The sequence below is a fragment of the Corallococcus sp. AB032C genome, from assembly GCF_003668935.1.
Taxonomy (GTDB): Bacteria; Myxococcota; Myxococcia; order Myxococcales; family Myxococcaceae; genus Corallococcus; species Corallococcus exiguus.
The window spans coordinates 1-20,110 of record NZ_RAWP01000063.1 but is presented as its reverse complement, the minus strand read 5'-3'; the positions used below and the strand labels follow the sequence as shown (position 1 = coordinate 20,110).

The 20,110-nt window shown below is 68.8% G+C and carries 14 protein-coding genes; 7 read left to right on the top strand and 7 right to left on the bottom strand.

The features are described from left to right. The first annotated feature begins 305 nt into the window (after window positions 1-305). Both D7X99_RS25350 and D7X99_RS25345 read left to right on the top strand, forming a co-directional pair. Complete coding sequence (locus D7X99_RS25350; RefSeq protein WP_121780026.1) at window positions 306-1,511, top strand: hypothetical protein; 1,206 nt, start codon at window positions 306-308, stop codon at window positions 1,509-1,511. A gap of 16 nt (window positions 1,512-1,527) precedes the next feature. Then, complete coding sequence (locus tag D7X99_RS25345; protein ID WP_121780025.1) at window positions 1,528-3,006, top strand: hypothetical protein; 1,479 nt, start codon at window positions 1,528-1,530, stop codon at window positions 3,004-3,006. A 62-nt stretch (window positions 3,007-3,068) separates the two neighbouring features. Here D7X99_RS25345 and D7X99_RS25340 read toward each other — a convergent pair whose 3' ends face one another. Together D7X99_RS25340 and D7X99_RS44530 are read right to left on the bottom strand one after the other, a co-directional pair. Further along, window positions 3,069-3,332, bottom strand: a complete 264-nt coding sequence (locus D7X99_RS25340; protein WP_120581294.1) for a hypothetical protein — start codon at window positions 3,330-3,332, stop codon at window positions 3,069-3,071. A gap of 174 nt (window positions 3,333-3,506) precedes the next feature. Beyond that, window positions 3,507-6,356, bottom strand: a complete 2,850-nt coding sequence (locus D7X99_RS44530; RefSeq protein ID WP_304997788.1) for a fused MFS/spermidine synthase — start codon at window positions 6,354-6,356, stop codon at window positions 3,507-3,509. Window positions 6,357-6,432: 76 nt separating this feature from the next. Between D7X99_RS44530 and D7X99_RS25330 the strand changes: the two genes are divergently transcribed. From D7X99_RS25330 to mrpC, 3 genes are all read left to right on the top strand, one after another. After that, a complete protein-coding gene (locus D7X99_RS25330) occupies window positions 6,433-7,419 on the top strand; it encodes a sensor histidine kinase KdpD (RefSeq protein ID WP_120581292.1) in 987 nt (328 codons plus the stop codon). Between the two features lie 7 nt (window positions 7,420-7,426). Further along, window positions 7,427-8,890 carry a sigma-54 dependent transcriptional regulator gene (locus D7X99_RS25325; RefSeq protein ID WP_121780023.1) on the top strand — a complete coding sequence of 488 codons (1,464 nt, stop codon included), beginning with the start codon at window positions 7,427-7,429 and terminating at the stop codon, window positions 8,888-8,890. A 265-nt stretch (window positions 8,891-9,155) separates the two neighbouring features. Further along, complete coding sequence (gene mrpC, locus D7X99_RS25320; protein WP_014395195.1) at window positions 9,156-9,902, top strand: Crp/Fnr family transcriptional regulator MrpC; 747 nt, start codon at window positions 9,156-9,158, stop codon at window positions 9,900-9,902. A gap of 97 nt (window positions 9,903-9,999) precedes the next feature. Here the strand turns inward: mrpC and D7X99_RS25315 are convergent, their stop codons facing one another. Further along, on the bottom strand, window positions 10,000-10,908 hold the full coding sequence (locus D7X99_RS25315; protein WP_147476255.1) for a hypothetical protein: 909 nt from the start codon (window positions 10,906-10,908) through the stop codon (window positions 10,000-10,002). Window positions 10,909-11,141: 233 nt separating this feature from the next. Between D7X99_RS25315 and D7X99_RS25310 the strand changes: the two genes are divergently transcribed. Continuing rightward, entirely contained in the window at window positions 11,142-12,980 is a 1,839-nt protein-coding gene (locus tag D7X99_RS25310) for a DNA mismatch repair protein MutS (RefSeq protein WP_121780021.1), read from the top strand. A gap of 53 nt (window positions 12,981-13,033) precedes the next feature. Here D7X99_RS25310 and D7X99_RS25305 read toward each other — a convergent pair whose 3' ends face one another. Further along, window positions 13,034-14,206 carry a thiolase family protein gene (locus D7X99_RS25305; protein WP_120597852.1) on the bottom strand — a complete coding sequence of 391 codons (1,173 nt, stop codon included), beginning with the start codon at window positions 14,204-14,206 and terminating at the stop codon, window positions 13,034-13,036. 81 nt (window positions 14,207-14,287) lie between these two features. Then, window positions 14,288-16,678, bottom strand: coding sequence for a 3-hydroxyacyl-CoA dehydrogenase/enoyl-CoA hydratase family protein (locus D7X99_RS25300; protein ID WP_121780020.1), 2,391 nt, complete (start codon window positions 16,676-16,678; stop codon window positions 14,288-14,290). 128 nt (window positions 16,679-16,806) lie between these two features. Between D7X99_RS25300 and D7X99_RS25295 the strand changes: the two genes are divergently transcribed. After that, entirely contained in the window at window positions 16,807-18,561 is a 1,755-nt protein-coding gene (locus D7X99_RS25295; RefSeq protein WP_121780019.1) for a M1 family metallopeptidase, read from the top strand. 6 nt (window positions 18,562-18,567) lie between these two features. Here the strand turns inward: D7X99_RS25295 and D7X99_RS25290 are convergent, their stop codons facing one another. Beyond that, window positions 18,568-19,446, bottom strand: coding sequence for a site-specific DNA-methyltransferase (locus D7X99_RS25290; RefSeq protein ID WP_120580810.1), 879 nt, complete (start codon window positions 19,444-19,446; stop codon window positions 18,568-18,570). A 231-nt stretch (window positions 19,447-19,677) separates the two neighbouring features. Continuing rightward, complete coding sequence (gene rpmE / locus D7X99_RS25285) at window positions 19,678-19,926, bottom strand: 50S ribosomal protein L31 (protein ID WP_120580811.1); 249 nt, start codon at window positions 19,924-19,926, stop codon at window positions 19,678-19,680. Window positions 19,927-20,110 lie beyond the last annotated feature (184 nt).

The window sequence follows — 20,110 nt, the reverse complement described above, 5'->3', positions numbered from 1 at the left end:
AATCGCCCCTCACTCTTGGAAGAGTCCCCTCCCGGTCAGCGATGCCCGGGAATATCCATACCCTATCTTTTGTCGGGAACTCACCACAAGACATAGCCTTGCATTTCAGTGACCGCGAAAATCAACACTTACGCCACTGCAAGTCCTATCGGCAGCGTGTGTATTTTCCGCCCTGGGTTTGCCACGACCGCTCCCCCGTTCCGCATTTCATGGAGGCAGCGTCACAGGCTCGTGTCGTTCTCCCGCCTGGCAGGCAGGGTGGCTCGGGTTCTGGCCCCCTGGAGACCCGGTATACTCCCCGTCCCATGACACCGCTGAGCCCCGGAGTCGCCACCGCCACGGAGCAGGACACGCCGGCCGCGCCCGGCAGCCTGCGCTTTCGCCGCCTGTGGCTGTTCTCGCCCCGGGCCGACCTGGCCATCCTGGGCGTCCCGCTGGCCCTGACCCTGGTGGCCGCCGTCGCCAGTGCGTTCCTCGCCCCTGCCTCCGCGGACAACGCCCACCGGATGCTGAGCTGGACCGCCCAGAACCTCCTGGGCAACGCCACGCACGTCATCCTCACGTTCCTGCTCTTCGGCGTGCACCGCGACGTGCTCACCGCCGCGCCCAACCAGCCGCGCACCATCCTCGCCGGTGCGCTGGCCATGCTCGCCGTGGGCGCGGCGCTGTTCGTCACCTTCTACGCCGACCGCTCCATCCACACCTTCGCCGTGGCCGTCATCTTCAACGTCTTCGGCATGCACCACACCCTGTCCCAACACCGGGGCCTGTGGTCCCTGCATGGCCTGCGCGGCGGACAGGCGGGCCTCCCCGCGCCCTCCCCGCTCGAGCGCAAGCTCCAGCAGCTCTATGTCCCGCTGCTCCTCTCCGTCCTCCTCGTCCGCATCTTCTTCGTCGCCGAGTCCGCCGCCCCGAACGCCCCCGCCTACCTCGACGTGGGCCAGGGCGTCGTCCTTCCGTGGCAGACGCTGCCCGTGCTCATCGCCATCTGGCTGGGCTTCTTCCTCCTGCTCTTCCGCGCCGTACTCCGCTCCGGCACCGCCAGCGGCCCCAAGGTGCTGTACCTCCTGGGCATGGCCACCGCGACCGGCCTGGCGCTCGTGGCGCCGTCCTGGGGCTACGTGATGCTCCCGGGCATGCACGGCCTGGAGTACTACCTCCTCAGCGCCCGCATGCTGGAGCCTCGCGAAGGCGACGCGCCCCGCTTGAGCCAGAAGCTCATCTGGCCCGCCATGGTCGTCTCCATGCTCCCGCTGTTCGCGCTGGGCGTGGTGCATGGCTTCCTGCTGGATGGCCCCATGCGCGGCTCGCTGGGCATTGGCGGCGGCGCGCAGGCGCATCCCCTGCTGCGCGCGCTGACCTCGCTGGGCTTCGCTTGCGTGCTCGCGCACTACTTCGCGGACGCCTTCATCTTCCGCTTCCGCATCCCCTCCATCCGGCAGGTCATGCTGCGCCGCCTGGGCTTCTCCGCCGCCCCGAGGCCGCCCCTGCCCGCTCCCGGCGCGCAGTAGGCCCCACCCGAACACCATGCGGCTCCGCGCCCTCCTGCCCGCCCCGGCGGCCCTGTTCACGTTAGGGCTCATCCTCTGGCTGGGGTTCCTTCCCCTTCGCAACTACGACCTGTTCTTCCACCTGGCGGGGGGCCGCTACGTGCTGGAGCACGGCTTCAACCCCGTGGACCCCTTCAGCGTGACGGGCACCGCGGGCTGGGTACCCCACGAGTGGGGCTTCGGCGTGCTCTGCGTCCTGCTCATCAAGGCCCTGGGCGCCGCCGGTCCCTCGCTTCTCGTCGCCTCACTTGTCGCGGCCAACGTGCTCCTGCTCTGGGTCGCCCTGCGGCGCGCGGACGCCCAACCCTCCCATCTCCTCGTCCTCGCCTGTCTGGGATTGATATCGGGCGTCCAGGCCTCCACCTGGATCCAGGAGCGTCCCTTCCATCTGGGACACCTGCTCTTCGTCCTCGCCGCCCTGGGCGTCCAGGCCTGGCGCCATGGCAATACGCGGGTGCTCTGGGCCTTCCCGCTCCTGGGACTCGCCTGGGCCAACCTGCACGGCAGCTGGCTCCTGGGCCCGGCGCTGCTCGCTTCCACCGCGATGGGCACGGCCCTGGATGACCGCACGCCCACGTCCCTCCGGCGCTGCGGAGCCGCGCTCGCGGCGGCGCTCGCGATGTTCCTCGTCGCGGGCCTGTCGCCGGACGGCCCCCGCATCTACCTGTATCCGCTCCAGCACTCGCTGCTTGCGTCCACCCAGCACATCAACGAGTGGCGCCCGCTGGACCTGGATGCAGGCTGGAGTTGGGTCTACCTCTTCCTCTTCGGTGCGTGCCTCTTCGTCATCGGCCGGGCCCGAGTGCGGCGCGCCGCGGCCCTCCTGCCCACGCTCGTGCTGGGCATCGCCGCGCTGAAGGTCCAGCGCCATGCGCCGTTCGCGTCCGTGCTCCTCGCCCTCACGCTGGTGGAGCACGCGCGCACGAGCGACGCGCCCGCCCTCCCCCGCTTCCTGTCGTGGCTGGAGCGCCCCATCGCCACCTGGAGCACCGGAACGTCCCTGGCTCTGTGGCCCACCGTCCTGCTGGCCGGCCTGTTCGCGCTGAACGCGGGCGCGCCCCGCCCCGTGGAGAAGGGCACGCACCCCAACATCCCCCTGCCCGTGCTCCAGACGCTGAGCCAACAGCCTCCGGGCCGCGTGCTCAACCGGTTCATCATGGGCGGCCCCATCTCCTACTTCGCGGGTGCCCCGTACAAGGTCTACATCGACAGCCGGAATGATCCGTTCCCCGCCGCCATCCACCAGGCCTATGAGCGGCTCGTGTGGTCCGAGCCCGGCTGGGAGCAGGCGCTGGAGGCCTATGATCCAGACTACGTCGTCTGGGACACGGAGAACCCGGGCAACCTCCTGCTGGATCACCTCCAGAAGCGCGGCGGCTGGCGCGAGCTGGCGAAGGCGAACGGCTGGGTCCTCTGGGCGCGGGAGCGCACGAGGACGACCGCTTCACCCCCCTGAAACACGAATGGCAGGCCCTTCCAGTTGGAGGGACCTGCCATTCACCGAAGCCCGGAAGCGGCTCAGTAGGTGTTGTTCTGACCGAAGGACTTCATGGTCTTCTTGTTCAGCGTGTCGTTGGACACCTGGCCGTCGTTGGCCACGTTGTCGTTACCGGCCAGGGCCGCCGCGGAGGCGCCGAACAGCTTGCGGATGTTGTCACCGAACAGCGTGATCACGCCGATGGCGGCGATCGCGATCAGGGCAACGATGATGATGTACTCGGTCATGCCCTGACCACGGTTCTTGCGGAACTGCTTCTTCGGGGCCTTCGCGATCGCGTTCATGGGAAACTCCGGGGGTCGTTGCAGCGGTGGAAAGACACACCCTGCGGGAAGTCAGGGTCGATACGGACAGTACAACGGGCGAGCAAGCACCTCCATCCGTCAACGGGAGGATGGGGGGGCCGGATCAAGGAATATCGCGGGTCTGGACCCACTCAAGGTTTCATCCCCCCTGTTTCAGGGCGCTCCGGGCGCCGCCGTGGGCATACGGGAGGTCCTCCCGCAGGCGTCCGGCGGCAGGGCCTCGCAGTACGCCTTGAACGCCTTCTGCAGCTTCGCGTCCTGGGGGTGGAGCGCCGCCGCCTCGCGGCCCACCGCCAGCGCCCCGTCCGCGTTCATCGGCGTCCACACTGTGCGCGAGGCCCACGTCCGGGCCGTCACCAGCTTCAAGTACTCCGTCACCAGCTCCGGAGAACGGCCACCCCGCGCCACCTCCGGCTCCAAGAGGGACGCCGCCAGGGTCAGGTCCCCCTGCGCCAGCACCGCCCGGCCCAGCGCGAGCGCCGACGCGGGATCCTCCGGCGCCAGTGAACGCCACAGCGCCGCCACGCCCCGGACGGTCGGATCCTTGTCCGAGTGGTAGCGCTCCACGTTGCGGTACAGCCCCGCGGCCTGCTCGGCGGTGGGCGGATAATCGCGCAGGTACTGGTGCAGGAGCAGCCCGGGCCCTGTCTCCGGCGACCGGCGCTCGTCATTCACGCGCACGTCCAGGTTCGCCAGGAAGAACGCCACCGGCGACGCGTACTCCAAAAGGTTGTGGTCGTCCGTGTTGATGGGCCCCTCGCCCGCGAAGTCCTTCTGTCCGGCCTCGGTGTGCACCTGCTTGGACAACAGGCCGAACAGGTCGTTGATCTCCACCCGCGCCAGGTCCGCCTTCACGTCCGGCCGGGCCATGCGCGCGGCCACCTCCGCCGCGTTGAATGACAGCGGCTTGCGGCTGGCCACCATCACCAGATCCTCCGGGCCCAGCCACGTCGTGGCGTGCGGGAAGGTGTCCTGCAGCGTGCGGATCACCAGGCGCACCAGTTCGCGGTTGCTCTCGTAGGTGTGGATCCACTGCACCATCACGCCGTCGTCCGTCAGGTGCTTGTCCACCAGTTGGAAGAAGTCGCGCGTGAAGAGGCCGGACACGCCCGACACCCAGGGGTTGGAGGGCACGCTGATGATGAGGTCGTACTGGATGGGCGCCAGCGCCATGAACGTCTTCGCGTCGTCGATGTGCACGTGCGTGCGCGGATCATCCACCGCGTTGCGGTTGTCCGCCTTGAACAGGCGCGCCGCATCGATGACCGCCGGGGAGATTTCGACCATGTCCAGGCGCTCCACCGGGTGCGCCAGCACGCTGCCCGTGGTGATGGCCGCGCCCGAGCCGATGACGAGCACGTTCTTCGGATCGCGCGGGTGGAGCAGCGCGCCCAGGTGGCCCGCCATCACCTGCGTCTCGATGTCGCTCCCGTTCGACGCGTCCGTCTTCCCGTTGATCTTCATGAAGCGCAGGTTGTCGCTCGGCAGGTCCCCCACCATCACCGTGGCGAAGGTGTCATCCGCGTAGAAGCGCGGGACGATGGCCTTCTCCGTGCTCTCCACCAGCTTCGCGTAGCTGTCCGGCGGCTTCTGGTGCGCGCGGATCGCCGCGATGTTGGACAGCCGCTGTGGCCAGCCGTGCATGCCGCCCAGCACCACCACCGCCAGCACCGCCGTCACGCCCACCGGCGCCAGCGTCCGCCACGCGGGCACCACGCTTGCGCCCTCCCCTTCCTTCGGCTCGGCCAGCGCGCGGAACGCCAGCGCCGCGGAGAGGAGGTTCGCCACCGCCCCCGCGATGAAGTTGCCCTGCATGCCCCAGAAAGGCATCAGCACCAGCCCGCCCAGCACGGAGCCGGAGAGCGTGCCCGCCGTGTTCCACAGGTACACACCACCCAGCTGGCGCCCCACCTCGGACACCTTCGCCGTGGCCACGCGGGCCGCCGCTGGAAACGCGATGCCCATGATGAACGTGGGCACCAGCAGCACCAGGCAGCAGAACGCGAAGGTGATGCCCTGGAAGACGGGCCACGTCTCCACCGCGCGCGTGAGCATCCACTCCGACCAGCGGAACAGGTGCGGCAGCCGCACGTACAGGGGCAGCGCCACGCAGAGGCTCAACACCAGCCCCACCTGCGTCCAGCCATACAGCTTCAGCGAGTCCCCGCCCTCCTTGCGCGTCATCAGCCAGAAGCTGCCCAGGCCGATGCCCAGGATGAACGCCGTCAGGATGAGCGTGAAGGCATACGTGGACGCCCCCAGCACGATGGACAGCAGGCGGATCCACGTCACCTGGTACAGCATCGACGTGAAGCCCGACAGCATCACGCCCACGAGCGCGGCCCGCACCGCCCGCCGGGGATAGGCCACGTCCTCCGCTGCCGCCGCCGCGCCCACTGTCACCGCCGGTGGGTGCCGACGGGCCAGCGCCAGCGCCGCCAGTGCGAGCAGCACGTTGATGCCCGCGGCCAGCTTCGCGGACGCGGACAGGCCCACCAGCGGAACCAGCCGCGTGCCCGCCACGTAGACGCCCACCGCCGCGCCCAGGCTGTTGATGGCATACAGCCGCGCCAGCTCCTTGCGCACCCCGGCGAGGCTCGCCGCGAAGTGGCGCACCAATGCCGGCAGCGTGCCGCCCATGAGCAGCGTGGGCACCACCAGGGACAGCGAGGACACGAGCAGGCGCGGCGCCACCCGCAGTCCCTCCGGCACGTGGGGCGCCAGGGACAGCCACAGGTGCTCCAGCGCCCCCAGGACGTACGGGAACGCCAGCGCGTACAGGCCCACGCCCAGTTCCAGCACGCCGTAGAGCGCCAGGGGGTTCTTCACCCGGTCCGCTGTCCGCCCGAAGACAAACGCCCCCAGCGCCAGCCCCCCCATGAACGTGGCCAGCACGACGGCGTGCGCCTGGCCGCTGTTGCCCAGCACGTTCCCCAGGTATTTGGACCAGACCAGCTCGTAGACGAGCGCCGTGGCCCCGGACAGGAACAGAAGGGCCGCCACAAGGTTCTTCGGAGGACGTGCGGTGCTGGTCATAAGGACAGCGCTCGACGTTACCCGGTATGTTTCAGGTCCACCAATGAACGCCCATCTCCTGCAAGCCGCGCAGCTCGCCTGGTCTCCCAACCTCCGGGTGACACGCGCCGAAGGTGACTGCGCCCAGGTGCTGCGCCGCGACGCCAAGGCGCTCGTGGGCATGTCCCTGCACACCGCGCTCGGGGTTCCCCAGGAGCGCGCCCGCGAACTGGATGCGCGAGCGCGCGAGGACCGCCGCGCGGTCGAGTTCGTCACCCTCTCCGCGGGAGGCCCCACCGGCAACCCGCCCGCCAACCACCTGCGGCTCGTGCTGGGCATGGACGGCGAGGAGGCCGCCGCGGGCGTGCTCGACCTGGGCACCGTGCTGGAGGGCGCCCCGCCGGTGCAGATCTCCAAGCTGTCCTCGTCGCTCAGCCATGAGATCCGCAACCCGCTCTCCTCCGTGAAGATGGCGGTGCAGACGCTGGCCCGGAACACCGGTCTGTCGGACCGGGACAAGCGGCGGCTCACCATCGCCAACCGCGAAATCCGCACCATGGAGCGCATGCTCTGGCTGCTCTCCGAATACGGCCGCGAGAGCGCCGCGAACCTGGACGCCCACGCCCTGCGCTCGGTCGTCCAGGAGGCGACCGCCATGGTGGCCCCGGAACTGGCCGAGCGCCGCATCGAGGTGGATGTGAAGGAAGAGGCGGACCTGCCCCGCGTGCGGGTGGATCCCAACCGGTTGAGGCCCGTGCTCGCTCAAGTCCTGCTCAACGTGGCCATGGGCCTGCCAGAAGAGGGCCGCGTCCAGGTGACGCTGCGCCAGGACGACCCCGGCCACGTCAGCCTCATCCTGGATGATCCCGCCGCGGCCCTGCCTCCGGATGAGCGGGGCACGCTGTTCGACCCCTTCGGCTCGCGGCTGGCGCGGGGCGCGGGGCTGTCCCTGGCCGCCCTGCGGCGGGTGATGACGGGTGTGGGGGGCGACGTGGCGGCCCAGGGGAGCGCGGAACCGGGGATGGTGTTCACGCTGACGTTCGCCGCCTGAGGACCCCATGGAGACCCTCCTCATCGTCGACGATGACGTGTCGCTGCTCGAAACCCTCACGATGCACTTCGAGGAGATAGAGCAGGACGACGGGCAGCCGCGCTACCAGGTGGTGACGGCCACCAGCGCGGCCGCGGGCCTCAAGGCCGCCCAGGAGAACATGCCCAGCGTGGTCATCCTGGACATGATGCTCCCGGACCGCACGGGCCTGGAGATCATCGAGGAGATGAAGGGCCTGTGCGGCGACGCGCGCATCATCCTCGTCACCGCCTACCACGACATGGAGACGACCATCCGGGCCATGAAGGCCGGTGCGTTCGACTACATCCACAAGCCCTTCCCGGATCCGGCCGCCCTGGACCTCGTCGTGGAGCGCGCGCTGGAGTACCGCCAGCTGTCGCGCCGCGCGGATGAGGTCCACCGCGAGAACGCCGTCGTCCGCCTGGGCGACATCGTGGGCACCAGCCCCTCCATGCAGCAGCTGGTGAAGGAGATTGGCAAGGTCGCGAGCAGCACCGCGACGGTGCTCATCAACGGCGAGAGCGGCACGGGCAAGGAGCTCATCGCCCGCGTCATCCACAACTACTCCTACGACGAGCCACGGCCCTTCATCGGCATCAACTGCTCCGCCATCGTGGACACGCTGCTGGAGAGCGAGCTGTTCGGCCACGAGAAGGGCGCCTTCACCGGCGCGGTCGCCGGCAAGCCCGGCAAGTTCGAGCTGGCCGAGGACGGCACCGTCTTCCTGGACGAGATTGGCGACATGTCGCTGATGCTCCAGGCGAAGCTGTTGCGCGTGCTCCAGGAGCGCGAGTTCGAGCGCGTGGGCGGCGTCAAGCGCGTGAAGCTGCGCGCCCGCGTCATCGCCGCCACCCACCGCCACCTCGCGGACGAGGTGGACCAGGGCCGCTTCCGCGAGGACCTCTACCAGCGCCTCAAGGTGATCACCCTCGTCATCCCGCCTTTGCGTGAGCGGCGCGAGGACATCCCCCCGCTCGTGAAGCACCTGCTGGAGCGCATCAACGAGAAGGTGCACAAGCGCGTCACCCGCGTGCCCCACGAGGTGATGGAGCGCCTCACGCGCCTGCCCTGGCGCGGCAACGTGCGCGAACTGGAGAACGTCCTCACCCGCGCCGTGGTGCTCGCGCCGGGTGACGTGCTCCGGGGTGACGACCTGCCCGCCCTGGAGGCGACCCCCTCAGGCCCCATGGACCCCCACCGCGCCCCCGGCGCCGCGGGCGGCATGTTCGCGGCCCCCGCAGTGGACGACGTGAGCCTCATCCCCACCCTGGAAGAGGCCGAACGGCAGCTCATTGCCCGGGCCATGGCCGTCACCAAGGGTCACAAGGGACGCACGTGTCAGATCCTGGGCATCAGCCGTCCAACGCTTGAACGAAAGCTTCAAAAGTTCGGTCTTGCACAGGGGCAGGGTCCACAGGTGCACCCTTATCCGGTGAAGGATGCTTCCTGACAGTGTCCCAGCCCGGACAAACCGGTGTGCCTGTTTAACGTTTCGTTCAAAGTGATCAGACTGTTTGAACGTTCTGTTTCAGGTTTTGGACACAGTGGGGGGGGCCGAACCGGGGTGTAGCGCTAAGTACCCGGCATTCCTCGAACTGTTCCCCTGGGAATAGTTCAAGTGCTCATGGCACGCCTCTTGGAAAGGGCAAGGTCCGTCCGCAGCAGCAGCAGCGACCAACCTTCCCCATCCCTTTCCGCCTTCCCAGGAGTCTCCCATGCACGGCTTCAACCGCCCCCTCGGCCCCATCGGTTCCAATGTCGTGGCGCCGCTGCAGGCGACGTCGTCCGGCATGATGGTGACCGCGAACAAGCTGGTCCCCGGCCAGGAGGCCATCGACTTCAAGGGGTACTTCAAGGTCGAGTCCTTCCCGCACAACTCGACCATCTACCGCCCCGGCGACACGTCGGACCGCGTGTACCTGCTGAAGTCCGGCCGCGTGCGCCTGATGCGCATTGGCAAGAACAGCACCCGCTCGGTGGTGTCCATCCTGCGCCCGGGCGACCTGTTCGGCGAGCTGTTCCGCCCGGAAGGCACGCCCATCGAGGAGATGGCCGTGGCGGCGGGCGAGGCCGAGGTGTGGAGCATCGAGGGCCGCGACTTCCGCGCCCAGCTGGAGGCCCGTCCGGCCCTGGCGGTGGACGTGGTGCGCGCCTACGCGGACCGCGTGCGCTCGCTGCGCAAGCGCGTCCTGGGACTGACCTTCAAGGAGGTCCCGGCCCGGCTGGCGGACACCCTGCTCACGCTGGTGGAAGCGCACGGCGAGCGCTGCCCGCACGGCGGTGAGACGGACCTGCGCGGGATTACGCAGCAGGACCTGGCGGACCTGGTGGGCGCCTCGCGCTCCTTCGTGTCCACGCTCATCAACGAGATGAAGCGCGAGGGCGTGCTCGGCAACGTCGGCCGCATCCTCTGCGTGCGTGACCAGAAGGCCCTGCGCAAGCTGGCCTCCAAGGAGAAGTAGACCCCACGTCCCTTCAAGGGGACCGTGACGTCCAACGGGCCTGACCGCGAGAGCCTCCGCGGCCGGGCCCGTGGTGTTTTTGAGCGCACCGCGCTGTTCAGAACGTGAAGCCCAGGCCGAACTCGGGGGTGAAGCCGAGGGCCAGCCCCAGCGGGGCCACCTCGGAGTCCAGGGCGAGGTAGCGCGCCCCGCCGCGCAGCATGAGGCTGCCCAGGTGCAGCGCCAGGCCCGCGCGCACGTCCGCCTGCTGGTAGGGCCCGGGCGTCATCTGCAGGCGCGCCTCCACGTCCAGGGGGCCCAGGACGCACGCCTCCACGGACATGCCCAGGCTGGGGGCCACGTAGACGCGCCCGGGCGCGTCCAGGGTGGAGACGCCGGCTTCCACGCGCAGGCGGAGCTCCTCCCGGACGAGGGGGGAGTACGTCACGTGCATCTCCCCCAGGGTGCGCGTGTCGCGGGACGTCGAGCCTTCCCAGGTGCTCACCAACCGGGAGAGCCGCAGGTCCGCGCCGAAGCTGTGCGCGTCCCAGCCGACGTCGAAGTCCAAGCCGGTGCCGCCCCTGAGGGGTGTCACCAGCAGGCCCGCGCGGAAGGAGAACGGCACGGCGTGCCGCAGCGAATTGCGCTGGGGCGGCGCGTCCGGAGCCACCATGTCGTGGCCGTGGTGGGTGCCCGTGTTGGCGATGGCCTCCCCCATGCCCCGGAACAGCAGCTCGAAGACGGCGCCCAGGATGAAGGAGGCGGCATCGCTGGATGCGCTCGAGTTGAACTCGTAGCTGTCATCCGTGGAGGACACCGTGGTCCTCTTGCTCTTGGACGAACGGTTCTTGTTCTCGTCGTCCTTCTTCGAGTCGCCGTCCCGGTCCGAACCGATGGCGGTCGCCTCGTGGACGGGCTTCGACGATTCGGTGGAGTCCGAGCGCTTGCCGAAGCGGGCCTCGGCGGGAGGCGCGGCGAGCAGGCCCACGAGGAGCCCTCCGCCCAACACAACCTTGGGTAACGACATGGGGTGAGCCCCCTCGATGAGGCACGGCCGGCCCGACCGTCCCTCACGGGCCGCATTCAAATCCCGGGGGCCCCATGGGAGTCAACCGCGAGCCCGCTCGACGCTGGAAGCCGGGTCCAGGCCTCCTGCATCGTGTCCCCGTCCAACGGCTGTTCTCGACTGGCATCGAAGCGTGACGGGGCGCGTTGAGCGCTTGCCCTCGGACGGGGGGCCGCACAGCATGCGCGACCATCGTGCCCGTCCCGACCGAGTCCCAGAGCCCGCATCGCACGTACACCGACCGCCGCGCCGCCGCCCAGGCGGACCTGACGGAGCTGGACCGCGTCAGCGCGAGGTACGCCAACCTGCGCACCGTGGCCTTCGTGGCGGCGCTGGTCATCGCAGCGCTGACCCTGATGGGCCGGCTGCCCAAGCCCTGGTGGTGGGCGGCGGCCGGGGCGCTCGCTGTCTATGGCCTGCTGGCGGTGCTGCATCACCAGGTGTTCCTCAAGGAGCAGCGCGCGCGCCTCTTCGTCTTGCTCAACGAGCGCGGCCTGGCGAGGCTGGAGGGTGGCTGGCATTCCTTCACGGACAAGGGTGAGCGGTTCCTCTCCCCCAACCACCTCTACGCCACGGACCTGGATGTCTTTGGCCAGGGCAGCCTCTTCCAGCTCATCAACGAGACGGCGACGCGCGCGGGTGAAGAGCGGCTGGCCGCGTGGCTGTCCTCCCCCGCCACCGCGGAGACGGTGGTGACCCGGCAGGGCGCCGCGCGCGAGCTGGCCCCGCGCGTGGACTTCCGCCAGGACCTCTGCGCGGACGCCCGCGTGGTGGCGAAGGACAAGGCGGACCCGGCCCTCTTCATCGAGTGGGCGGAGGCGGGCCCGTCCCTGGACACCATCCGCTGGGCGCGGCCCCTGGCCATCATCCTGCCCCTGATAACGCTCACCCTCTTCATCCTGGGTACGGTCGGCGTGATTCCAGACAGCACCGTCTGGGTGGGGCTGCTCGCGCAGTTGGGCATCGCCATGGCCACGCGCCGCACGCTGCGGCAGATGGACGAAGGCGTGGAGCGCGGCGAGCGCGGCTTCGTGCGCTACGCGTCCCTCTTCGAGCGCGTGGAGAAGCAGACCTTCGAGCACCCGCGCCTCAAGCAGCTCCAGTCCGGCCTGACGGCACGGAGCAGCCCGGCGGTGTCCGTGCTGTTCCAGCGCTTCAGCCGGCTGTTCTCGCTCATCGAGTTCAAGCGGCACCAGTTCCACCCCCTGGTCCACTGGCTCACGCTCTGGGACATCCACGCCCTCTTCGCGCTGGAGAACTGGCGCGCCGCCCACGGCCGCGACGTGCGTCAGTGGTTCGAGGGGCTCGCGGAACTGGAGGCCCTCTGCTGCCTGGGAGGCCTGGCCCATGACCGGCCTGCCTTCACCTGGCCCGAGTTGCACGCCCAGGGCCCGAGCGTGGAGGCCACCGCGCTGGGACACCCGCTGCTGGACGCGCCCGTCCCCAACGACGTGTCCCTGCCCGGCCCGCGTCACGCGCTGCTGATTACGGGCTCCAACATGAGCGGCAAGACGACGCTGATGCGCGCGCTGGGCGCGAACGTGGTGCTGGCGCTGGCGGGCGCGCCGGTGTCCGCGGCGTCGTTCCGGCTGTCTCCAGTGCAGGTGCTCACCAGCATGCGCGTGAAGGACTCGCTGGAGCGCGGCGTGTCGTACTTCCACGCGGAGGTGCTGAGGCTGAAGATGGTGCTGGACGCGGCGGCGGCCGCGAAGGGCCAGGCGCTCTTCCTGCTGGACGAAATCCTGCTGGGCACCAACACCCGCGAACGGCAGATTGCCTCACGCGAAGTGCTGCGGCTCCTGCTCGCCTCCGGCGCGTGTGGCGCGGTGACGACGCACGATTTGTCCCTGGCGGTGCTGGCGGACGAGCCGGGCTCGCACGTGGTGAACGTCCACTTCCGCGACCACCTGGAGGACGGGAAGATGGTGTTCGACTACCGGCTCCGGCAGGGGGTGGTGGACACCACCAACGCGCTGCGGGTGCTGCGCCTGGCGGGCGTCCCGGTGAACGACCCGGACGCCCCGGCCTCCTGACCCATCCCCTCCGCGCCCCCTGAAGCCACCAGGGGGCGCGAAGCGGAAGCGGATTACTTCGCCAGCTCCACCAGCGCCGCGGCACCCATGCCGCCGCCGATGCACATGCTCACCACGCCGTAGCGGCCGTCCCGGCGCTTCAGCTCGCGCAGGATGGTGGCCACCATGCGCGCACCGGACACGCCCAGCGGGTGGCCCAGGGCGATGGCGCCGCCGTTCGGGTTCACCTTGTCCTGGGGGATGCCCAGCTCACGGATGCAGTGCAGCGCCTGCGCCGCGAAGGCCTCGTTGAGCTCGAACACGCTGATGTCTTCCACCTTCAGCTTGTTGCGCTCCAGGAGCTTGCGGATGGCGGGCACCGGGCCCACGCCCATGATTTCGGGCGGCACGCCAGCGACCACGTAGTCCACGAAGTAGCCCAGCGGCTTGACGTTGAGCTCCTTCGCCTTCTCCTCGCTCATCACCACCGCGGCCGCCGCGCCGTCCGTCAGCGGCGACGCGTTGCCCGCCGTCACCACGCCCTTGGCGTTGAAGGCCGGGCGCAGCTTGGCCAGGCCCTCCACCGTCGTCTCCGGGCGCAGGATGGTGTCCACCGTGACGGTCACCTGCTTCTGGGTGCCGTCCTCGTCGAACATCGTGGTGGTGACGGGGAAGATCTCCTCCTTGAACTTCCCCTGCTCGCGGGCGGTGGCCGCGCGGCGCTGGGACTCGGCGGCGAACTTGTCCGCGTCCTCACGGGTGACGTTGTAGCGGGAGGCGATGTTCTCCGCCGTCGCGCCCATGGAGGTGTAGACCTCCGGCAGCTTCTGCATGATCTCCGGGTTGGCGGAGACCTTGTTGCCGCCCATGGGCACCATGGTCATGGACTCGGTGCCACCGGCCACGGCCACCTGCATCATGCCGGACTTGATGCCCTGCGCCGCCTGCGCCACGGACTGCACGCCGGAGGAACAGAAGCGGTTGATGGTCAGGCCCGGAACGGTGTCCGGCAGGCCGGCGAGCAGGCTCGCGTTGCGGGCCACGTTCATGCCCTGCTCCGCCTCCGGCATGGCACAGCCCATGATGACGTCCTCCACGTCCGCCGGCTTCAAGCCGGGGACCTGGGCGACGGCCTCCTTGATGGCAAGGGCCGCGAGCGTATCCGGCCGCGTGTCCTTGAACTCTCCCTTGTGGGCGCGGGTGAAGGGGGTGCGCACCGCGCTGGCAATCACGACTCGACCGGACATTTTAGGTGTCTCCCTGCCCGGACACCGTCCGGGCGTGCTTCGGAACTCGCGTCTGGAAAACCATTGGGTAAACGCCTCGCGCTAGTTGCGCAGCGGCTTGCCCTTCTCGAGCATGAACATCATGCGGTCCTGGGTCTTCTCCTCGCCGATGAGGCTCAGGAACGCTTCCATCTCCAGCTCCAGCAGCTTCTCCTCGGTCACCAGCACGGACGGGCTGGTGTCACCACCGGAGAGCACGCGCGCCAGCTTCTGGGCGATCTTCCGGTCGTGGGCGCTGATCTGATTGTTGAGCTGCATGTCGTACAGCATCATGTCGATGGTGGCCGCGCCGTTGGGGCCCGGCAGCCGGAAGCGCGTGGGACGCGGCGGGCGGAAGCCGCCGTTCGCCAGGCCCAGCACGCGCGACTTCGCGTCCGACAGGAGGAAGTCGCGGTTGCCCGTGATGCCGTCCTGCTGGGACAGGAAGCCCGTCTCGCGAGCCTCTTCCGCGCTGGTGGCGACCTTCGCCATGCCGATGGCGAGGAACACCTTCTTGAGGAAGGGCAGCGAGTCGAAGTCCTTGTCCGCCGCGTAGCCGCCGAACACGTTGCGCAGCAGCATCATGGTGCCGCCGCCGCCCGGGATGAGGCCCACGCCCACTTCCACGAGGCCCATGTACAGCTCCGCGCTGGCCTGCACCGCGTTGCCACCCATGGTGACTTCCGCGCCGCCGCCCAGCGTGAGGTTGAAGGGCGCCGTCACGACGGGCACGGGGCTGTAGCGCATGCGCTGGTTGGCCGCCTGGAACGCGGACGCCATCTTGCGGATGGAGTCGAAGTCCTCGCTCTTGGCCGCCATCAGCATGGCCATGATGTTCGCGCCGGCGGAGAAGTTGGAGCCGTCGTTGCCAATCACGAGGCCCTTGAAGTTCTTCTCCGTCTCATCCAGCGCGGTGTTCATCATCGCGATGATGTCATCGTCGATGGAGTTCATCTTGGAGTGGAACTCCAAGAGCGTGACGCCGTCGCCCGTGTCCCACAGCGACGCGCTGTCGTTGCCGGTGATCTTCTTGTTGCCGCGCTTCAGGTACTCCACGCGGAACGTGCGCGCGTTCTCAGACACCTGCTTCACGGACTTGGACGGGATGTCCCAGTAGGTGTCGCGGCCGTCCTGCACGCCGTAGAAGGACGTGCGGCCCTTGGCCAGCATCTCCTCCACCCAGGCGGCGGGCTTGAGGCCCAGCGCCTTCATGCGCTCCACGCCCTTCTGGACACCGTAGGCGTCCCAGACCTCGAAGGGTCCCAGGTCCCAGCCGAAGCCCCAGCGCACGCCGCGGTCCACGTTGACCAGGTCGTCCGCGATCTCCGGGATGCGGCGGCTGGAGTACGCCAGCACGTCCAGGGTGACGCGCTCGGCGAACTTGCCGGCCTTGTCGTCCGCGTTCATCACGGACGCCACGCGCTCCTTGACGTTTTCAATGTCCTTCGCGGCGCCCAGCGAGTCGAAGCGCACCTTCGCCTGCGGCCGGTACTCCAGCGTCTTCAGGTCCAGCGCGAGGATGTCCTTGCCACCGGAGGAGCGGTCCTTCTTGTAGAAGCCGCCGCCGCTCTTGTCGCCCAGCATCTTCTTCTCCACCATCTTCTGGAGGAAGTCCGGGGCGGCGAAGACGTCGCGCTCTTCGTCGTGCGTCAGCGTGTCGTAACAGTTCTTCGCCACGTGAGTGAACGTGTCCAGGCCCACGATGTCCGCGGTGCGGAAGACGGCGGACTTGGGACGGCCCATGGCCGGGCCAAAGATCTTGTCCACCTCTTCAATGGACATCTCCGTCTTCTGCATCTCGGAGATGGTCCGCATCATCCCGTACACGCCAATGCGGTTCGCGATGAAGTTGGTGGTGTCCTTGCCGTAGACGATGCCCTTGCCGAGCACCTCTTCGCCGAACTTGTGGAGGGTCTTCACGACCTCCGCGCTCGTCTCCTGGCCGGCAACCAACTCCAGGAGCTTCATGTAGCGCACGGGGTTGAAGAAGTGCGTGACCAGGAAGTTCTTCTTGAAGTCCGCGCCGCGGCCTTCCGTCATCCCCACGATGGAGAGGCCGGAGGTGTTGGAGGAGATGATGGCGTCCTTGCGGGCGTGCTTCTCCACCTTGGCGAACAGGGCCTGCTTGACGGCCAGGTCCTCCTTCACCACCTCGATGATCCAATCGCACTCGCCCAGGCGCGCGAGGTCGTCCTCCAGGTTGCCCACTTCAATGGCCGCGAGCACCTGCTCGGACACGATGGGGCTGGGCTTCGCCTTGCGCAGGTTCGCGATGGCGCCCTGCGAGAACTTGTTGCGGAACGCCTTGGAAGCGGTGTCCTCGCCCGGAGCAGCCTGGGGCGGAACGATGTCCAGCAACAGGGCGCGCACGCCGGAGTTGGCCAGATGCGCGGCGATGCCGCTGCCCATCACGCCAGCGCCAAGCACCGCCACTTTTCGGATCCGGGTCGTCATCGGAAATCGGCTCCCATAAAAGGAAGTAGGGGACTGCACAAATGTAGGCGATTGACCCGGAAGTCAACCGGCATTGCCGTCGGGTGTGCTCGCCAGGAGGTCGGCTCCCCGACTACAAGTCGGGCCCCATGGCTCGCCTCGACCCGCACTCGTACAACGACAGCACGCAGCCTGAGACCGAAACGCTGGACTGGAAGGCCCGCGTCGATTTCCGGACGCGCCGCCTGCACGCGGAGGCCACGCTGACGCTCAAGGAGGCGTCAGCAGGTCCCCTCGACCTGGACACCCGCGACCTGGACATCCGGGGCGTGGTGGATGCCCAGGGTCGCCCCTTGCCCTACATCCTCTCCCCTCCTGAACCCATCCTGGGCAGCCGGCTTCGGATTGAACTGCCCGCGGGGGTGAAGCAGCTGACGGTGCGCTACCGGACGTCACCGGAGGCGAGCGCGCTGCAGTGGCTGACGCCGTCACAGACGGCGGGCGGGCAGCAGCCGTTCCTGTTCAGCCAGTGCCAGGCCATCCACGCGCGCAGCGTGGTGCCGCTGCAGGACACGCCGCGCATCCGCATCCGCTACCGCGCGTCCCTGCGGGTGCCCAAGCAGCTCAAGTCCGTGATGGCGGCGTCGTTCGTGGCGCGCGAGGAGCACGGCGTGGAGGCGGAGGAGCACTACGAGATGCCGCAGCCGGTGCCCCCGTACCTGCTGGCGTTCGCGGTGGGCAGCCTCACGTCCAAGGAATTGGGGCCGCGCTCGCGGGTGTGGGCGGAGCCGGAGGCGCTGGAGGACGCGGCGGACGAGTTCGCGGGCGTGGACGACATGCTCAAGGCCGCGGAGTCGCTCTTCGGACCATACGACTGGGAGCGCTTCGACCTCTTGCTGATGCCGCCGTCGTTCCCCTACGGCGGCATGGAGAACCCGCGCCTGACGTTCCTCACGCCCACGCTCATCGCGGGGGACAAGAGCCTGGTGAACGTGGTGGCGCACGAGTTGGCGCACTCGTGGACGGGCAACCTGGTGACGAACGCGTCCGCGGAGCACTTCTGGCTGAACGAAGGCTTCACCGTCTTCGCGGAGCGCCGCATCCTGGAGGCGCTGGCGGGGCCGGAGGTCGCGGCGCTGCACGCGGCCCTGGGGCGCCGTTCGCTGGACGAAGCGCTGCACCACTTCCGCGCGCACCCACAGCTCACCGCGCTGCGCACGCACCTGTCCGGCGTGGATCCGGACGAGGCCTTCTCCCAGATTCCCTACGAGAAGGGTTACCTGCTGCTGCGCGCGCTGGAGGACGCGGTGGGCCGTCCCACCTTCGACGGCTTCCTGCGCCGCTACCTGGCGAAGTACCGCTTCCAGGCGCTCACCACGGAGGAGTTCGTCCGCTTCACGGAGGCCGAGCTGCCGGGTGCCCTGGCGAAGGTGGACGCGGACGCGTACCTGAACCGGCCCGGCGTGCCGCCCAGCGCGCCCCGCCCCACCTCCGCGCGGCTGGAGGCGCTGGAGAAGCTGCGCGGGACGGTGCCTTCGCAAGCGGACACGAAGGACTGGACGCCCACCGAGTGGCAGCTCTTCCTGGAGTCCATGCCGGCGGACACGTCCCAGGACGTCTTCCGGGAGCTGGACGCGAGGTTCTCGCTCACGGGCAGCCGCAACTCGGAGGTGCTGGTGGCGTGGCTGGTGGCGGCGCTGCGCGCGGGCTTCGATGCTCCGCTCGGCCGGGCCGAGGAGTTCCTCGGCGAGGTGGGCCGGATGAAGTACCTGAAGCCGCTCTACAGCGTGCTCGCCTCGTCGCGCGACCACCGCAAGGTGGCGCGCGCGGCGTTCGAGAAGAACGGGGCGAGGTACCACCCCATCGCCCGGCAGGGCGTGGAGCTCATCCTCACCCGCGCGTGAGGCGGGTTACTTGAGGGTCGCGTCCAGGCGCTTCTTGGACAGGGCCAGGTACTCCGGGTTCATGTCGATGCCCACGTAGCGGTGGCCGTGCTTCAGGGCGGCCACGCCGGTGGTGCCGCTGCCGTTGAAGGGGTCCAGGATGAGCGAGTTCTCCGGGCAGCTCGCCTCCAGGATGCGCTCCAGCAGGGCCACCGGCTTCTGGGTGGGGTGGCTGCCGAAGGCCTTCTCCTCGCCGCGCGGGGCCGTCTGCGTCCACATGCGGCCGGCGCCGTCGGCGGTGAGCTCCTCGTCACCGTTGCGCGGCAGGTTCCACACGTCGCGCATCTGCTTGCCGCCGTTCTCCGCCTTCATGCGCTGGTAGTTGAAGACGTGCTTCAGCTTGCCGCCGGACGCCGGCGAGGCCCAGATGAGCAGCTCCGTGGAGTGCGTGAAGTAGCGGCACGCCAGGTTGGGGCTCGCGTTGGGCTTGTACCAGGTGACGGTGTTGAGCAGCTTGTAGCCCAGCTTCTGCATGGCGAAGCCGGCGTTGAAGATGACGTGCTGGGTGCCGCTCACCCACAGCGTGCCGCTGGGGCGCAGCAGGCGCTGGCAGGCGGCGAGCCACTTGGTGGTGAAGGCGTGGTCCTCCTCCACTCCGCGGGACACGTCCCACTGGCCCTTCGCCACGGAGACGCGCTTGCCACCCTTGCAGGTGGTGCCGCCGTTGGAGAGGAAGTACGGCGGGTCCGCGAAGATGAGGTCGAAGGACTGCTCGGGCAGCTGGGCCATCAGCTCCAGGCTGTCGCCCTGCAGCAGCGTGTAGGCCTCCCCGCGCTTCGCGAAGACGCTGTCGTTCTGGGAGCGTCGGACAATCTTCAGGGCAGGGGCAGCAGCTTCCGCGAACATCACGCCTCCGTCTTTGGGACAGACGTCTCTGGGACGCGGCGGACTGTGCGGTCACTTGCGTGCTACGTCGAATTTCTGGCCTGTAATTGGCTGTAGCACCGAAAGCGCGCGTGAAAATTTGACGAGCGCCTGGAGCTGAAACACCGCGAGCAGGGCGGGGAGCGCCTCTGTCTTTCGAGGCCCTCCACGACCCTGCTCGTGGGGTGCTACGGATGCTGTAGAGCCGAAGGACTACGCCTTCTCGGGCTCGGCGGCCTTGGCGCCCTTCTTGGCGGCCGGCGCGTTGTTCGCGTACTTCTTCTTGAAGCGGTCGATGCGGCCGGCCGTGTCCAGCAGCTTGTACTTGCCGGTGAAGAACGGGTGGCAGTTCGAGCAGACTTCCACGCTGAACGAGCCGCGGGTGGACTTGGTCTCGACGATGTTGCCGCACGCGCAGGTGATGCGGGAGGGCGGGTAGACCGGGTGCAAGTCGGGCTTCATGGCTTCTCTCCAGTGCGCCTTGCCCCCACCCAGGATGGGAGGGAGGTCCAGCGTTGTAGTGGGTCGGGGCTTATAGCTACCGCCCCGACCTTTCTCAAGGATGCGCGTCCGGGCCGGGGGTTTCTCCCCGGGGACTCCTCCCCCGGGGCCAGCTGGCGGGCAGCCAGGGGGACGGGGGCTAGGT

What these genes read in the sequence shown, in the direction of transcription:
- D7X99_RS25350 (WP_121780026.1), top strand. Translation starts at nt 306, where the DNA reads ATGACACCGCTGAGCCCCGGAGTCGCCACCGCCACGGAGCAGGACACG.
- D7X99_RS25345 (WP_121780025.1), top strand. Translation starts at nt 1,528, where the DNA reads ATGCGGCTCCGCGCCCTCCTGCCCGCCCCGGCGGCCCTGTTCACGTTA.
- D7X99_RS25340 (WP_120581294.1), bottom strand. Translation starts at nt 3,332, where the DNA reads ATGAACGCGATCGCGAAGGCCCCGAAGAAGCAGTTCCGCAAGAACCGT.
- D7X99_RS25330 (WP_120581292.1), top strand. Translation starts at nt 6,433, where the DNA reads ATGAACGCCCATCTCCTGCAAGCCGCGCAGCTCGCCTGGTCTCCCAAC.
- D7X99_RS25325 (WP_121780023.1), top strand. Translation starts at nt 7,427, where the DNA reads ATGGAGACCCTCCTCATCGTCGACGATGACGTGTCGCTGCTCGAAACC.
- mrpC (WP_014395195.1), top strand. Translation starts at nt 9,156, where the DNA reads ATGCACGGCTTCAACCGCCCCCTCGGCCCCATCGGTTCCAATGTCGTG.
- D7X99_RS25315 (WP_147476255.1), bottom strand. Translation starts at nt 10,908, where the DNA reads ATGTCGTTACCCAAGGTTGTGTTGGGCGGAGGGCTCCTCGTGGGCCTG.
- D7X99_RS25305 (WP_120597852.1), bottom strand. Translation starts at nt 14,206, where the DNA reads ATGTCCGGTCGAGTCGTGATTGCCAGCGCGGTGCGCACCCCCTTCACC.
- D7X99_RS25300 (WP_121780020.1), bottom strand. Translation starts at nt 16,678, where the DNA reads ATGACGACCCGGATCCGAAAAGTGGCGGTGCTTGGCGCTGGCGTGATG.
- D7X99_RS25295 (WP_121780019.1), top strand. Translation starts at nt 16,807, where the DNA reads ATGGCTCGCCTCGACCCGCACTCGTACAACGACAGCACGCAGCCTGAG.
- D7X99_RS25290 (WP_120580810.1), bottom strand. Translation starts at nt 19,446, where the DNA reads ATGTTCGCGGAAGCTGCTGCCCCTGCCCTGAAGATTGTCCGACGCTCC.
- rpmE (WP_120580811.1), bottom strand. Translation starts at nt 19,926, where the DNA reads ATGAAGCCCGACTTGCACCCGGTCTACCCGCCCTCCCGCATCACCTGC.